This window comes from Flagellimonas zhangzhouensis (genome assembly GCF_900102925.1).
GTDB classification, from domain to species: domain Bacteria; phylum Bacteroidota; class Bacteroidia; order Flavobacteriales; family Flavobacteriaceae; genus Flagellimonas; species Flagellimonas zhangzhouensis.
In genome coordinates this window covers 623,426-638,481 of sequence record NZ_FNKI01000001.1, presented here as the reverse complement: position 1 = coordinate 638,481, position 15,056 = coordinate 623,426, and the positions used below count along the sequence as shown (strand labels likewise).

The window sequence follows — 15,056 nt, the reverse complement described above, 5'->3', positions numbered from 1 at the left end:
AAGTAAAGATTTCCTTCTTTTTCATTGGGCTGAAACCTTCCTATTTTTAAACTTCCAACAAAAAACTTCGCAAAGCGAACGAACCTAAAAATGTATCTTTGAAATATGCTATTTAAAAATGTTTTAGGACTAGAGCATATTAAAAACCATTTGGTGACCACGGCCGAAACAGGTCGGGTGGCCCATGCCCAACTTTTTGTTGGTCCCGAAGGGTCTGGAGTATTGCCCATGGCCATTGCTTATGCCCAATATTTGTTGTGTGGAAATTCGGGTGGCGAAAATGTGGGTGACAATACAGTTTGCAATACCAAATGTGATTCTCTAACCCATCCCGATCTTCATTTTGCTTTTCCAGTTTCCAATTCGGATAAAGTTAAATCGCATGCCGTGAGTGATCATTACTTGCAGGAATGGCGTCAGTTTGTGAAAGAGCAACCTTATGGCAACTTGTTTGATTGGTATCGATTTATCGGTATTGAGAAAAAGCAAGGTCAAATTGGTGTGGATGAGGCCCAAGATATGGTGAAGAAGCTTTCCTTAAAATCCTATGAGGGAGGATTTAAGGTGTTGATTGTTTGGATGGCTGAAAAAATGAATGTTTCTGCGGCAAACAAACTGTTGAAACTGATTGAAGAACCTCCTGCAAAAACCATTTTACTTTTACTCGCGGAAGAAGAAGAACAGATCATCAACACGATCCGTTCTCGATGCCAAATATTGAACCTTCCCCCTTTGGCGGAACAGGTGATTTCCGATGAGCTTTTAAAAAGAGGTGCCAACCCAGCAGAATCCCAAACCATTGCTTTGGAAGCCAATGGTAATTTCAACAAAGCATTGGATTTGTTGAACAAAGATTCGGAAGATTTGGTGTTTGAACGCTGGTTTGTGCAATGGGTTCGCAGTGCCTTTAAGGCAAAAGGGAATAAAGGTGCCATTCAGGAATTGATATTATGGAGCGAAGAAGTGGCCAAAACAGGACGCGAAGTACAAAAGAAGTTCCTGAACTATTGCTTGACCATGATGCGACAAGCTTTGCTTTTAAACTACAAGGCTGATGAACTAGTGTATTCCAAAATTCATATCGAGGGTTTTGACTTGAACAAGTTTGCCCCTTTTGTTCATGAAAACAATATTTTGGAGATTGTGAATGAATTGGAAAAAGCTATTTTTCATGTGGAACGCAACGGTAACTCCAAACTCATTTTTACAGATTTATCCATAAAACTAACTCGGCTTTTGCACGCAAAGGCTGCCTAAATTATACTTTATCTCATGGATTTGATACTAGCACATGCTACAGAAATTTTATTGCTCATTTTTTTGACCATCACCTTTTTACAGAGCGGAATTGATAAAATCCTGGATTGGAAAGGGAATTTGGGGTGGTTAACAGGGCATTTTTCTAAATCTATTTTTAAGGGTGTTGTCCCCCTACTTTTGGGTATTATATTGGTTATGGAAATGCTTTCAGGTATTATGAGTGGGGTTGGCGTCATTCAATTCTTTTTGGATGGCGAAAGTATTATCGGATTATATGGGGCGGTACTTTCTTCTGTAACTTTATTAATGCTTTTGTTAGGTCAACGAGTTGCCAAAGACTATGAAGGTGCCCGAACCATTGTTGTGTACTTAATTCCCGCCGTGTTTTTGGTGTATTTGATGCAATAAATTTTCAAGCTATGATTCTTGAACCTATCGAAAGAACTGACCTTGCCCCTAAAACAAAAGAGCTCTACGATCAATTTGAACAATTGACCCTAGAAATCAAGAAAAAACGATTGCCTGAAGAGGTTGTTTTCGACATCAACAAGCATATTAATGAGCTCAATGCCGAAACTGATTCCGATAAACTTTTGAGAAAATTGATTCGTAAAAAGCAGTCGGGTATTTTAGAATTACTCGAGAAAAAGCTGAAAATTGTTACTATAAATCATTTTAGAAACAAATGGATGGCTTTAGGAATGCTTGTATTTGGCATACCCATTGGAACCGCATTGGGATCAAGTTTGGGCAATATGGCCTTTTTGGGCATTGGAATTCCCATTGGCCTATCAGTAGGTTTGGCAGTAGGCAATGGAATGGACAAAAAAGCCTTTGAAGAAGGAAGGCAACTAGACATTGAAATTAAAAGGTAAAGAACTCTAAACCAACTTATAAATGAGCGAAAACACCCATGAGTCAATCATATCCAACTCTGACTCCATAAACGTTGCACAATCCGATTTGCGTAAAGCCTATGCCAATGGCGCTTTTGGTGTTTTAGCATCAGGTTTGGTTTGGTTGGCTGTATCAATTGTGGCCCATTTAGTTGCTCCTCAAACTGCAGTTTGGTCGTTGTTTTTTGGCGGTATGCTTATTTATCCCTTGGGATTGATTTTAACCAAGATCATGGGTGTTTCCGCAAAGCATTCCAAACATAATCCATTGGGGAAATTGATCATGGAAGGAACTATTTTTATGTTGATGTGCATTCCCTTGGCATTGCTTCTTTCGCTGCAGAATCCTGCTTGGTTCTTTCAGGGTATGTTGCTTATAATTGGAGGGAGATATTTATCGTTTTCCACACTTTATGGCCTAAAAACCTATTGGATTTTAGGAGGGTGTTTGGGTCTTGTAGCATTTGGTCTGTTTTTTCTGAATGCCCCTTCCGCTGTTTCTGCGCTTTGTGGTGCGGTAATTGAATTGATATTTAGTTGTTTATTATTTCAATCTTACCGAAAATCTCAGAATTAACCTTTCATAATTTTGGAACAATTACGACATTATTTTGAGGAAGAATTCGGCATCTCAGATTCAGATTGGAAACTGTTTTCATCAAAACTAACGCGACATGAGTTCCCTGGGAAAACGCAACTGCTTCAAAAAGGTAGTATAGAAAATTACCTGTCCTACATTGAAAAAGGTATTGTTCGATTGTACTTGCCCAATGAAAACGGAAATCTCACTTTTGGTTTTGTTTTTAACGGAGCTTTTGTCAGTGCCTATGATTCTTTTCTAACCCAAAGCCCATCCGAATATGTTGTTGAAACAATAACGGATACCATCTTATGGCGATTATGTCATCAAGATTTACAAGATGTTTATACAACTACCTCGATTGGAAATTTAATTGGAAGAAAAGCAAGTGAGGAGCTTTTTCTTAAGAAATCCAAAAGGGAACTTTCTCTGTTGAACGATAGTGCAGAAGAACGGTACTTGAAGCTATTTGATGAACGACCTGAATTGATTCGTGAAATTCCCTTAAAATATATCGCCTCCTATATTGGTATAACCCCGCAGGCCTTGAGCCGTATCCGAAAACGTATTTCTTAACCTAGGTTCATTGTGTTATATCACTGTTTGTTAGAGCTTTGTAAAAAAACTAATGAAACCACTCTTTGTGCTTTTGGGGACCTTTTTAATTGCCTGCATTGCGTTTTTATTATCTAAAAAGAATATTGATTATCGATTAGCGGGTAGAATCGCAATGGCATCCATGTTGGTTTTTACCGCAATGGGACATTTCATCTATGTTGAGGGAATGTCAGCCATGATACCTTCCTTTCTCCCTTTTAAAAAACAGCTTGTCTTCCTTACTGGAGTTCTGGAAATTATCATCGGAATTTTTTTGTTACTTCCTTATTATCAAAATGTTACGGCATGGGTGTTGATTGTTTTTCTTATAGTTGTTTTACCTGCAAACATCTACGGAGCTTCACATCATATTAATTATCAAACTGCAATAGCCAACGGACCAGGGTTGGCTTATTTGTGGTTTCGAATACCGCTCCAAATATTTTTTATCATCTGGGTATATATTTCTACGAATCGATAAACAAAAAAGCCCACTCGAAATGAGTGGGCTTTTTTATTCTTAATAGTCCGATTTTAATTCTCGTACTTATCGTTCAAGATTTTAAGGATAGCATCTGTAAGGTCATTGGCATCTTCTCCATAAAGCACAGATCCGCCATCACCACCACCTAAAATATAGGTGTATCCGTTGGCCTTTCCATATGCCTTAATTTCCTTTTTCACCTTTTTAACCAAGGTATCCATTTGGGACTGGCTGGTTTGCTGCAATTGTTGTTCTTCTTGCTGCAATTGTTGGCCGATAAATTGCCCTCTTTGCTGTAACTGACCGTACTCCTCTTGAGCGCTGTTTTGAGACATTTTTTCAGCCTTTGCCTGAAATGCTTGAAGCTCCATTTGAAACGCTTGGGAAATACTATCCCTTTTTCTAGTCATAGCATCAGCCTTAACTTTAAACTTGACTTCAATATCCATTTTCTCTTGATATTCATCCATTAGCTTAACGCTGTCCACGTAACCAATTTTATTTTGTTGACATGCCATGGCGGTCAAGGCAATGGCAAACACGATTAATTTCTTCATTCTATAGGATTTAATAATGGGCAAAAATAGAAAAGCTTTTGAAATGACAACCATTAAGTTTTTGGGATTGAAAGCTAACAATTTATCATTATAATTAATATCTATTTAAGATTTAAATTTGAATAGATTGTTCTTATTGATGTAGAATTTAAATAAGGCTTAAAATAAGTCTGTCCCATATTTTTGATGGTATTGGGTGTTCGCGGTAAAAAAGGTGCGGCAGAGGGCTTGAAAACGCTTATTTCTGGTGTTTCAACACATAAATAACAGAAGAATGCTCTTTAGAGAACAATGCTTTTGTATTTGACCAAAGTCCTATCAAAAAAGCCTTAAATAAATATAGAGCGCTTCCTTTATATTTTTCTGAAAGCATAGAAACATAAAATGCATCAAAAACCATGGGTTTGGTTTTTATGACTTTCATTTGATGTTTTTGAAAAAGCTTATCAATCGAAGATTTTGAAAAATGCCAAAGGTGTCTTGGCACATCATAAGCCGCCCAAAAAGTTTTATAGTGTTTGGAATCGTAGGATTTAAAATTCGGAACAGCGATAATTAAGGTTCCTTCATCTTCCAATAACGAAACAAAATCTTCTATTTGTTTATCCAAGTTGGGAAGATGTTCCAAAACATGCCAAAGTGTGATGGTATGAAATTTTCGATTTTCTAGTTCCTTCATTTCAGAATGAAGCTGAATTCCCTTTTCTGCCGATAAATTTCTAGCCCCCTCATTGGGTTCCACTCCATGAACTTTAAAACCCAAGTTTTTTCCATAAACCAAAAAATCTCCGGTACCTGCACCAATATCCAAAACAGTTTTTGATCCATTGTCAAAACGTTGTACCAAACTCCATTTGCTTTTTAGATTCAGTTTTTTAACCCACTGATACAATTTATCGGTTAAAGATTTTGAAGCATCTGTATGGGAAATATAATCCTCGCTTTCATAATAGGAAGAAAGATTCTTTGGTTGAGGGCTGGTCACCAACATGTCCAAATCTTCGTCATGTAAAAGCGAAAATGATTCTCCAGAAACGGAAAAATCTTTGGTTTGTAAGTATTCTTTCATTCAGTTTTTCTCAGGGAATTTTGAAATAACCAGGCTCGAATATACGAGAAAACAAAGTTGAAATTGACCTTAAATCTCACATTTGTTCCACGTGGAACACAAAATTATCTGCCCAAATACACTAAAAGCACACTAATGTCTGCAGGGGAAACTCCACTGATTCGTGATGCCTGTGATATGGTTACAGGTTGTATTGATTTTAATTTTTCTCGTGCTTCAAACGATAAGGACTTCAACTTAGAGTAGTCAAAATTATCTGGAATTCGGACATTTTCTAGACGCTGGAGTTTGTCCGCATTGGTCTTTTCTTTTTCAATATATCCAGAATATTTAACCTGAATTTCGGTTTGCTCCAACACTTCAGAATCCAAATTATGATCATTTACATAGGTAGAAACATCTTCCAATTGAAGCATATGATCCATGGTTAGTTTTGGTCTAGAAAACACCTTAAAAAGTTTATCGGATTGATTCACCAAAGCAGAATCTAAAGACATTAAAATTGGATTAACCTCTTCTAGTTTAAAGCTTGTTTTTCTAAAAAATGAAACAAAATCTTCAGACTTTTGCTGTTTCTCCTCCATCCTTTTCAGGCGTTCTTCTTTGGCTAAACCGATTTCATAACCCTTAGGCGTAAGTCTTAAATCGGCATTATCTTGACGTAATAAAGTACGATATTCTGCTCTGGAAGTAAACATGCGATACGGCTCCTCTGTTCCCTTTGTGATCAAATCATCAATCAAAACTCCGATATAAGCCTCATCTCTTTTGAGTATGAAAGACTCTTTTTCATTAATTTTTAAGTGGGCATTTATTCCCGCCATCAGACCTTGTGAAGCAGCTTCCTCATATCCTGTTGTTCCATTAATCTGACCAGCGAAATACAAGTTATCAATTAATTTTGTTTCAAGCGTGTGCTTTAATTGTGTGGGCGGAAAATAGTCATATTCGATAGCATAACCAGGTCTAAAGAACTTCACATTTTCGAATCCAGCCACTGATTTTAATGCTTTATATTGGACATCCTCTGGCAGTGAAGTTGAGAAGCCGTTTACATAAACTTCAACGGTATTCCACCCCTCAGGTTCTACAAATATTTGGTGCGAATCCTTATCAGCAAAACGATTGATTTTATCCTCAATGGATGGACAATATCTGGGGCCAATACTTTTTATTCTACCGTTAAACATGGGTGATCTATCAAAGCCCTCACGTAATAAATCGTGAACCAGTTGACTGGTCCTAGTCATGTGACAATCCCGTTGCACCTTTAAAATAGGCGTAGGTAAATAAGAAAACTTCTCTGGATTGTCATCTCCAGGTTGGGGTGTCATTTTAGCATAATCCAACGAACGGCCATCAACTCTTGGCGGTGTTCCTGTTTTCATTCTGCCACTTTCAAAACCAATATCCACTAACTGTTCTGTGATACCAGTGGCCGCCTTTTCACCCGCTCTTCCGCCACCAAATTGTTTGTCACCAATATGAATAAGCCCATTTAAAAATGTACCATTGGTTAGCACTACTGCCCTAGCCCTTATCTCAATTCCGAGACTCGTTTTTACACCTACAACTTTATTCCCATTAACCAATAATCCAGAAACCATCTCTTGGTAAAAATCAGCATTCGGAGTGTTTTCCAAAGCCATCCGCCATTCCTCAGCAAAGCGCATACGATCATTCTGGGCTCTTGGACTCCACATTGCTGGCCCTTTGGATTTATTAAGCATCTTAAACTGAATGGCTGATTTGTCCGTAATGATTCCGCTATAGCCTCCAAGAGCATCTATTTCGCGTACAATTTGTCCCTTTGCAATTCCACCCATAGCAGGATTACAAGACATTTGTCCAATAGTTTGCAGGTTCATGGTAACCAATAAAGTGCTTGAACCCATGTTGGCAGCAGCAGCTGTTGCTTCTGCACCAGCATGTCCTCCACCTACAACTATAACATCATATTCCTTATCAAACATATCTATGGTTCCACGTGGAACATTTTAATTTTTTCATCCTCTTTCTCTCTCATCAACTTCTTCTCCTCAGCAGATTTATCACCATATCCAACAAGGTGCAAAACACCATGAGACATGACCCTTAAAAGCTCTATCTTCCAATCAACATTGAAGTCATTTGCATTATCCTTAACCCTATCTGTTGAAATAAAAATATCACCTGAAACAACACTTCCATCAGTATAATCAAAAGTGATAATATCCGTTAAAGTGTCGTGGTTTAGATATTCCAAATTAAGCTCAAGAAGATAATCGTCAGTACAAAACACATAGTCAATCTGACCTGTTGTATACCCCTCACTTTCTAAAATCCTATTTACCCAATCGGAATAATTGGATATATCCTTTAATAACACGTCAGATTTAAAATGAAACTCAATCATTATTGAAATAAACTTTTACCTTCTTTTCAAAATTTCGCCGCAAAGGTAAAGCTTGTCTATTTAAAATTTCAATGTCGTTCTGGTATTCTTTAAGTAAATCAGGTCTAGTCGTAATAGGATTTGTAAATCTATTTGTATTGGTTTCACTTTCACGTTCCTTTTTCTCCCCTTGTTCCATACTAGCATTCTCCAATTTCATCAACTGGTGTTGAATGTTATTTGCCTTACTAACGGAACGATTCGTTATGCCATTTTCCAATAAATCCTCCTCAAAGTCTTCCATCTGTTGTAACAACTTTTTAGTAAGATCCTTATCAGATTGATTTATCATATCTTCAAGCTGCTTTTCCAATTGTTGTCTCAAAAATTGTTGTTCCTTATAAATTTCATAGACCTCATTAAGGTCCATTTCTGAACCTCCATTGCCTTGACCATTTCCATTACCGTCATTCCCTTGTGATCCATTTTCACCACCCTCTTGTTGGCCCTTACCATTTTGCCCGGAACCATTTTCACCACTCTTACCATCCTGACCACTCTGACCATTTTCACCATTCTCTCCCTCCTGTTCTCCATTTTGTCCAGACTGTTGCCCCTTGGAACCCTGACCTTCGCCATTCATTTTATCTTGAATACTTTGTTGCCCTTGAATTATATCTGGCAACTGAAAACCTTCACCACCTCCGTTGCTTTGTCCACTACCCATATTCTCCTGCATATTATCCAAAACATTGGCTAGGAAATCAGCTAAAGCATTTGTTGCATTTATCACGTATTGTTGATAGGCAGCTCCTTGATAAATCTGATTTTCTGAAATGCTTTCAAGTGATTTATCAATGTTATAATATACCTCGGTAATCTGTTCATTTACAAACTCTGATAATTCAGCACGCCTTAAAGAAAGTGCGAACAAACTATCATCAACGTGTTCGAACAAACGCTTTAAGTTTTGTTGTTCCTTAACGGTTTTGGAGAATTGAGAAATATCAACATCCGAAGTTTGGAGCTTATCGAACAACTCTTCTTGTTTAAAAGAAAAGCGGACCAAATTATCCAGGACCTGTCGAAGCATTTCAGCATCCTCAGCATCGGATTCCTCTCCACTCATTCCACTTTGACTCATAGCTTCAGACAACTCCTTCATCTTTTGGGCGGCAGATTTTTGCTTCTTAGATGCATTATTACCTGCCTTTTGCTTCTTCTCCTGCTGGGATGATTCGTCAGCGCCTTGATGCTTGTTAATTTCTTCTAAAGCATCTTCTTGATCTTGCTTAATATCTTGTACTTTACCATTATCAATTTGAAGTGGAATTGGCTTTTTTAGATTAGCATTATCCTTTTGAAGTTGCCCTATTTCTTTCTCAATATCCTCAAAGTCGGCGTTTAGCTTTTCCTGTTCTTTATTACTAAAATCCTCTCCAAGTTTTAATTCAGAAAGTATTTCCTGTCGCTTTGAAAGTTCATCCAACTCATTGGCCAATTGGGATAGCTTTTCAGTTACATAATATTTTTTAGTGAGTTCTAATATCTGTTCGAGACTACGGGTGTTTTTACTTTGATTCTTCCCTAGCTCTTCCAAGCGTTTTTGTAAATCTTCTTTCTTGATTTTATCTGCTACAGAATCCAATTGCTTTAACAACTCCTCATTCTTACGCGCTTCCATTTCTTGACGCTTCAATCTTTCTTGAAGCATTTTATTCATTTCAGAAGACTCATCTTTCTTAAGGCCATCTGCCATTTCCTTAGTGAACTTCTGCATGAACTCTTCTTGTTGATTCTGCTTTTGAATCAAATCCTTTAAAGAATTCCTATCCTCAAAATTTAAAGCATTTTCCTCCTTTAATGAATTGCTCAAACGCTTTAACTCCTCCATTTGAGTCTTAGACTTTTCAAGCGAGGTATTGGCTTTTGATAAACTACTAGACCTCTCCTCTAACCTTTGCTTTAATAGATCCTCATCTGAGTAGAAAACAGTGCTAAATGTCTGACTTTTAGCTACTTTTCCACCTCTAACCCCGTCATTATCAACCACTTCGAAGTATAAATCATACTTTTTGCCTTGTTGAACATCTAATCCTGACGGAAATGTATAGTAAAACTGATAAACAGTCTCCTTGGGCTTTTCTAAAACTAACTTTTGTGGATGATTTTTATCGGATGGGTCAACACAAACCAATCGAATTTCAGCAATTCCATAATCATCAGCAGCTTGTCCATCATAATACGATTGATTGGGGTTTAATGAATCCAAGGTTTGATTCACTTTCACCTTGGCTTTTTCATCTTTAACCACATCAATCAAATAACTTAACTTTTCATAGTCCTTAACATTTTCATTGGAGGTAGAGAGGGTATATTCTAAATCATTAAAAACTCTGTTTGCGGTAGAAAATGTCGTTTTGTTCCTACCCATTGCATAGGTAGTGTCGCTAGTATGAAAATCTATATTATCTGTATTTACACCATCAATATTCCATATAATTCTAGTTCCCTCAGGCACGGAAGTGTTACCCGTTCCAGTAACTATCTCGCTCGTTCTATTTAAATAATTAGGGAAGTCCAATCGCATTTCAAAATTACTGAGACCTGGTGTGCTATAACTTTTAATTTCATAGGTTCTGGATGTCCAGCCATTGGCTTCTAAATAAAATGAAGAAGCAGTAACTGGAGCTTCCAGTGTATACATAAACTTACTCCCTTGTTTATACATGACCACCTCATCACCATCCAAATTGATGTTGACACTTTCGGGTCGAACATCGCCATCAATAGCCACCTCAATGGTTAAAGGCTTGTCGTCTAAAACCTCTAGACTTTTATTCAAAACCAAAAATGAAAACGGAGCGGGTTTCTCGTAAGCCAAGTTGTAATGCACAACCCGTTGATGAGAATTGAAAAAAGAAATAATATCACCCGTAATCCAGATAAAAGTAAGAATCACAACAGGCAATACAATGTATTTTGCATAACTAAAGCTCTCCTTAAAATTCACTGCATTTACAAATGGAACTGGCTTAAGTTCAGATGCTCTTTGATCTATACTTGCTAAAAGCAAATCTGATTTATCATTACTGTCTGAGAGTTCCAAAAGGTTCAACAACTTATCATCGACCTCATTAAAATGAATACCGATTAATTTAGAAGCTTCTTTATGCCCTATTCCATTTTTGATTTTAAACAAGTAAAATATGGGAACCAATATCCAACGATACAACAGAAATGCCTCAACCAAAACGAAGATCACAAAAAGAGCAAAACGCCAACTGCTATTTAGCCAAAGCGTATACTCAAGGGACAAAACCCCTATCCAAAACAACAGACCAAAAGCTAAAAAAAGCATTAATCCTTTAATCAATTGCTTGGTATAGAACTTTTTAATGAAAGCTTCTAGTTTGTCAAGTATGTCTTGGTACTGATTCAAAATGAGGGTTTAGTACTACCAAAATACCTGATCCTGAGTAATTCAGCAGAAAATTATTTGTTAAACCTTGAAAGTGAGTTTTAAAACCACATAGTCCAACGATACAAAACAGCTTTACAAATCACGATGAGCAATGTATCTTTGCAGCGAAATAAACACGAAATGAGCGATAAAGTAAGAGTGCGTTTTGCACCCAGCCCAACAGGTCCTTTACACATTGGCGGATTAAGAACTGCCTTGTTCAACTATCTATTTGCCAAGAAAAATAACGGCGATTTTTTGCTTCGTATTGAAGACACCGATCAGAACAGATACGTGGAGGGTGCTGAACAATATATTATCGATTCATTAAACTGGTGCAACATTCCATTTGATGAGGGACCAGGAAAAGAGGGAAACTGTGGTCCTTATCGTCAAAGTGAACGCAAACATTTATACAAAGCATATGCTCTTGAATTGATTGATTCTGGCAAAGCCTATTATGCTTTTGACACTGCTGAAGCTTTAGATGCAAATAGAAAAGACCATGAGGCAAAAGGAAAAACATTTATATACAATTGGCACAATAGATTAAAGCTGAGCAACTCCCTTTCATTATCTGCGGATGAAGTGCAACAAAAATTGGATGCTGGAGAAGATTATGTGATTCGTTTTAAATCTCCACAAGATGAAACTTTGGTTTTGCAGGATATTATCCGTGGAGAAATTAAAATTGACACCAACATTTTAGATGATAAGGTGCTTTTTAAAAGTGATGGTATGCCCACCTATCATTTAGCCAATATTGTAGATGATCATTTAATGGAAATCACTCATGTAATTCGTGGGGAAGAATGGTTACCGTCTTTGGCGTTGCATCAATTACTTTACAATGCATTTGATTGGAAAGCTCCACAATTTGCACATTTACCATTGATCATGAAACCCGTTGGTAAGGGAAAACTGAGTAAACGCGATGGTGAAAAAGGTGGTTTCCCAGTTTTTCCATTATCTTGGAACACTTCTGTTGGTTACAAAGAATCTGGGTTTTTCCCAGAAGCTGTGGTCAACTTTTTGGCCCTTTTGGGTTGGAATCCAGGAACAGAACAAGAAATATTTTCTCTTGAAGAACTAATTCAAACTTTTAGTTTAGAGCGTGTTAACAAATCAGGAGCACGATTTGATCCAGAAAAAAACAATTGGTATAATCAGCAGTGGTTACAAAAGAAAACTGACGCTGAACTAGCTTTAATCTTTGCTGAAGACCTTAAAGAAAGAAATGTTGCTGTTGATATTTCCTTTGTTGAAACCGTAGTTAGTTTGATCAAAGAACGTGCAAGCTTTGTTTCTGAATTCTGGGATTTAAGCGATTACTTTTTTCAATCTCCATCCGAATACAATGAGAAAACTGCTAAAAAACAGTGGAAAGAAGACACGCCTGAAATCATGGCCGAGGTAGCAACAATTCTTGAAAGTGTTTCAGATTATTCTTCAGCAAACATTGAAGCAATAGTTAAAGAATGGATTTCTGAAAAAGAATTGTCTTTTGGAAAAGTGATGCCTCCACTTCGTTTAATTATTGTTGGGGATATGAAAGGGCCTCATTTGTTCGATATTTTAGAACTTATTGGAAAAGAAGAGAGTATTAAGCGTATAAAAACAGCCATTTCCACCCTAGCCAATTGATGGATATGTAACATTAATTGACGAATGGCGACTTATAGTGTGCGAGAGTTTCGTAATTTCCATTTCTAACATAAATTCTAAACACTATGGGCAACTATTTTTTTATACCTATTCTTTTTTTAGCACTTGTAATTCTTTTCAAGTTCTTCTTTATCGTAAAACAACAGACCGCTGTTGTTATTGAACGGTTTGGAAGGTTTCAGAGTATCCGTAACTCTGGTCTTCAAATGAAGATTCCAATTGTAGATCGAATTGCAGGTCGTTTAAGCCTCAAAATTCAACAATTGGATGTCATCGTTGAAACCAAAACCTTGGACGACGTATTTGTAAAACTTAAAGTTTCGGTTCAATATGTTGTAATCCGTGATAAAGTATACGAAGCATTTTACAAATTGGAATACCCTCATGATCAGATCACTTCTTATGTTTTTGATGTGGTTCGTGCCGAAGTTCCTAAAATGAAATTGGACGATGTGTTCGTTAAAAAAGATGATATCGCCATTGCGGTTAAAACAGAATTGCAAGATGCGATGTTGGATTATGGGTACGACATTATTAAAACTTTGGTAACCGATATTGATCCTGATGCACAGGTTAAAGCGGCCATGAACCGAATCAATGCTTCGGAACGTGAAAAAATTGCAGCTCAGTTTGAAGGTGATGCACAACGTATTCTTATTGTTGAAAAAGCAAAAGCTGAAGCAGAGAGTAAAAGACTTCAAGGTCAGGGTATTGCAGACCAGCGTAGAGAGATTGCTCGTGGTTTGGAAGAATCAGTAGAAGTTTTGAACAAGGTGGGCATTAACTCTCAAGAAGCATCAGCGCTGATTGTGGTTACCCAACATTATGATACGCTACAGGCCATTGGAGAGGAAACCAATACCAATTTGATTTTACTCCCAAATTCACCTCAAGCGGGTAGTGACATGCTAAACAATATGGTCGCCTCGTTTACGGCAAGTAACCAAATTGGTGAGGCCATGAAGCAACAACAAAACAAGAAAAAAGAAGAATAAAAAAGAAAGGGCCCTGAAATCAGGGCCCTTTTTAATTGATTGGTAACTGGTCAATTAAATTTCTTGATTAACTTTTTCGCAACCACCGAGATTGCAATTTTTTGAATAATTGGCGACAGACTTCCCAAAATATTTACTGGATAAAGTTCCTTTTTCGTATTCTGAACGGCCAACTTTAATTTCTCTTCTCGAATTTGACGTTTCAACTTCAAGACTTTTAGGTCGCGGTCTATTTCCTCAAATGAGGTGTATTGTTTCTGTATCATAACACATCAAAATAGAAATCTGAAAACTTCTTCAACAATGGTTTTTCAATTCTTTTTCTAAATACATAAAATAAGAGTCCAATGAAGAGATAAAAACCTCCACCGATTAAAAAACCCAATGCTGTACTATTTAATTCTTGCCCCATTTTAAAAATTGCTGCTAAAGAAAGGAACAGAATAGCCAAGCATAAGGCTGTGCCCACCAAAAACAATTTGGCGGCAACAGTTATCCCCTGCATCATGGACCTAAAACTTTTTAGTCTGTAAAAGTCCAAACTCTCATTCACATAAGCCTTACCGTTTTCCTCGGCATGTTTTATCTGTTCATTTATTTCTTCAAAAGCCATATTCTATTTTTGAAGTTGAGCGTTTTTCTCTCTTAGATCCTCCAACTTTCTTTCCAAGGCAACGATGATATCATCAGCCTTATAGCTCATGTCCGACAAAGTATCTTCTAACTTTGCCTCAAACTCAATCTTTTTGGCTTCGGCTGATTGATGAAATTCATCTTTTGCGTTGGTGATGGTCTGAGCAATATCATCTTTCGCTTTGATTGCCGATTTCTTAATTTTCTTTCTTGTTTTATTTCCTTTGTCTGGTGCATAGAGAATTCCAACTCCTGCTCCAACAATTGCTCCAGTTACTAATGCGGTTAAAACATTTCCGGTATTATTTGACATAATGTTTAGATTTTAAATTAAACTTCAGTGAAAATTGATGAAGCATTGAATTTTAGTAAAAAGACACATACTCCAGCAATTCATTTCAAAATTACCTCTCATTGAACTTCAAGTTTGATTCATATGCGGTAATCCTTAACGCTGAAGCTAAACTTTCACTTAAAATTAAG

16 protein-coding genes are annotated in these 15,056 nt (G+C 37.0%); 8 read left to right on the top strand and 8 right to left on the bottom strand.

Going from position 1 to position 15,056, the window contains the following annotated elements:
- Positions 1–105: 105 nt before the first annotated feature.
- Genes BLQ18_RS02730 through BLQ18_RS02705 form a run of 6 tightly spaced genes read left to right on the top strand, consistent with a single transcriptional unit; the run spans position 106 to position 3,814 of the window.
- A complete protein-coding gene (locus tag BLQ18_RS02730) occupies positions 106–1,257 on the top strand; it encodes a DNA polymerase III subunit (RefSeq protein WP_090292374.1) in 1,152 nt (383 codons plus the stop codon).
- A gap of 15 nt (positions 1,258–1,272) precedes the next feature.
- A complete protein-coding gene (locus tag BLQ18_RS02725) occupies positions 1,273–1,668 on the top strand; it encodes a DoxX family protein (RefSeq protein ID WP_090292372.1) in 396 nt (131 codons plus the stop codon).
- Positions 1,669–1,679: 11 nt separating this feature from the next.
- Entirely contained in the window at positions 1,680–2,135 is a 456-nt protein-coding gene (locus BLQ18_RS02720) for a hypothetical protein (protein WP_245668054.1), read from the top strand.
- Positions 2,136–2,157: 22 nt separating this feature from the next.
- Positions 2,158–2,733: a DUF7010 family protein gene (locus BLQ18_RS02715; RefSeq protein ID WP_090292370.1), complete on the top strand. Its 576-nt coding sequence runs from the start codon at positions 2,158–2,160 to the stop codon at positions 2,731–2,733.
- Between the two features lie 12 nt (positions 2,734–2,745).
- Positions 2,746–3,312 carry a Crp/Fnr family transcriptional regulator gene (locus BLQ18_RS02710; protein WP_090292369.1) on the top strand — a complete coding sequence of 189 codons (567 nt, stop codon included), beginning with the start codon at positions 2,746–2,748 and terminating at the stop codon, positions 3,310–3,312.
- A 52-nt stretch (positions 3,313–3,364) separates the two neighbouring features.
- On the top strand, positions 3,365–3,814 hold the full coding sequence (locus tag BLQ18_RS02705; protein WP_090292368.1) for a DoxX family protein: 450 nt from the start codon (positions 3,365–3,367) through the stop codon (positions 3,812–3,814).
- 53 nt (positions 3,815–3,867) lie between these two features.
- Here the strand turns inward: BLQ18_RS02705 and BLQ18_RS02700 are convergent, their stop codons facing one another.
- The 5 genes from BLQ18_RS02700 to BLQ18_RS02680 all read right to left on the bottom strand — a co-directional run bounded on the left by BLQ18_RS02700 (position 3,868) and on the right by BLQ18_RS02680 (position 11,259).
- A complete protein-coding gene (locus BLQ18_RS02700) occupies positions 3,868–4,374 on the bottom strand; it encodes an OmpH/Skp family outer membrane protein (RefSeq protein WP_090293646.1) in 507 nt (168 codons plus the stop codon).
- Between the two features lie 238 nt (positions 4,375–4,612).
- On the bottom strand, positions 4,613–5,443 hold the full coding sequence (locus BLQ18_RS02695) for a class I SAM-dependent methyltransferase (RefSeq protein ID WP_090292365.1): 831 nt from the start codon (positions 5,441–5,443) through the stop codon (positions 4,613–4,615).
- Between the two features lie 104 nt (positions 5,444–5,547).
- On the bottom strand, positions 5,548–7,416 hold the full coding sequence (gene mnmG, locus BLQ18_RS02690; RefSeq protein WP_090292363.1) for a tRNA uridine-5-carboxymethylaminomethyl(34) synthesis enzyme MnmG: 1,869 nt from the start codon (positions 7,414–7,416) through the stop codon (positions 5,548–5,550).
- 2 nt (positions 7,417–7,418) lie between these two features.
- Entirely contained in the window at positions 7,419–7,838 is a 420-nt protein-coding gene (ybeY, locus tag BLQ18_RS02685) for an rRNA maturation RNase YbeY (protein WP_090292361.1), read from the bottom strand.
- The gene (locus tag BLQ18_RS02680; protein WP_090292359.1) at positions 7,831–11,259 is read right to left on the bottom strand and encodes a hypothetical protein; all 3,429 of its coding nucleotides are present in this window, start codon (positions 11,257–11,259) and stop codon (positions 7,831–7,833) included. The genes ybeY and BLQ18_RS02680 overlap by 8 nt, the downstream gene beginning before the upstream one ends.
- Before the next feature lie 162 nt (positions 11,260–11,421).
- Between BLQ18_RS02680 and gltX the strand changes: the two genes are divergently transcribed.
- Together gltX and BLQ18_RS02670 are read left to right on the top strand one after the other, a co-directional pair.
- On the top strand, positions 11,422–12,924 hold the full coding sequence (gltX, locus tag BLQ18_RS02675; RefSeq protein ID WP_090292357.1) for a glutamate--tRNA ligase: 1,503 nt from the start codon (positions 11,422–11,424) through the stop codon (positions 12,922–12,924).
- Between the two features lie 86 nt (positions 12,925–13,010).
- Entirely contained in the window at positions 13,011–13,940 is a 930-nt protein-coding gene (locus BLQ18_RS02670; RefSeq protein ID WP_090292355.1) for an SPFH domain-containing protein, read from the top strand.
- Between the two features lie 50 nt (positions 13,941–13,990).
- Here the strand turns inward: BLQ18_RS02670 and BLQ18_RS02665 are convergent, their stop codons facing one another.
- From BLQ18_RS02665 to BLQ18_RS02655, 3 genes are read right to left on the bottom strand one after another with little or no spacing between them, the layout of a single operon-like run.
- On the bottom strand, positions 13,991–14,206 hold the full coding sequence (locus tag BLQ18_RS02665) for a DUF6327 family protein (protein ID WP_090292353.1): 216 nt from the start codon (positions 14,204–14,206) through the stop codon (positions 13,991–13,993).
- The gene (locus tag BLQ18_RS02660) at positions 14,203–14,553 is read right to left on the bottom strand and encodes a hypothetical protein (RefSeq protein WP_090292351.1); all 351 of its coding nucleotides are present in this window, start codon (positions 14,551–14,553) and stop codon (positions 14,203–14,205) included. Before BLQ18_RS02660 ends, BLQ18_RS02665 begins: the two co-directional genes overlap by 4 nt.
- A 3-nt stretch (positions 14,554–14,556) precedes the next feature.
- Positions 14,557–14,886, bottom strand: a complete 330-nt coding sequence (locus BLQ18_RS02655) for a YtxH domain-containing protein (RefSeq protein WP_090292349.1) — start codon at positions 14,884–14,886, stop codon at positions 14,557–14,559.
- Between the last annotated feature and the right edge of the window lie 170 nt (positions 14,887–15,056).